We start from the raw sequence: 471 nt of genomic DNA on the forward strand, positions 1-471 counted from the left end.
GGGCCAGAGAAATCTGGCCCTTTTTTTGTTCGGCGCGAAGCGTATCAGCGCGATGCGCGCAAAAACGCCTCGGAGAGGAACAGCGCGCTGACGTTGCGCGCCTCACGGAAATCCGGTTCCGCCAGCAGCGCCATCATGTTGGCGATCGGCCAGCGCACCTGCGGCAGGGGCTCTGGTTCATCCCCTTCCAGGCTCTGCGGATAGAGATCGTGCGCCAGCACGATATTCATTTTGCTTGAAAAGTAGGATGGCGCCATCGTCAGCTTGCTGAGAAAATCAAAGCGCTTCGCGCCGAATCCCACCTCTTCCATCAGCTCGCGGTTGGCCGCCTCCAGCACGCCCTCACCGGGATCGATAAGCCCTTTCGGGAACCCCAGCTCATAGGATTCGGTGCCCACCGCATATTCGCGGATCAGCAGCAGATCATCGCCAATCACCGGCACGATCATCACCGCTTCGCGATCCGAAGGC

The 471-nt window shown here is 60.1% G+C and carries 1 protein-coding gene; it reads right to left on the minus strand.

Going from position 1 to position 471, the window contains the following annotated elements; translation table 11 throughout:
- Positions 1 to 44: 44 nt before the first annotated feature.
- Positions 45 to 471 (minus strand): ADP compounds hydrolase NudE (gene nudE / locus KHA85_RS20160; protein WP_213186659.1); only part of this gene is annotated, 427 nt, incomplete at its 5' end.

Source organism: Dietzia massiliensis (assembly GCF_018390595.1).
Taxonomy (GTDB): domain Bacteria; phylum Actinomycetota; class Actinomycetes; order Mycobacteriales; family Mycobacteriaceae; genus Dietzia; species Dietzia massiliensis.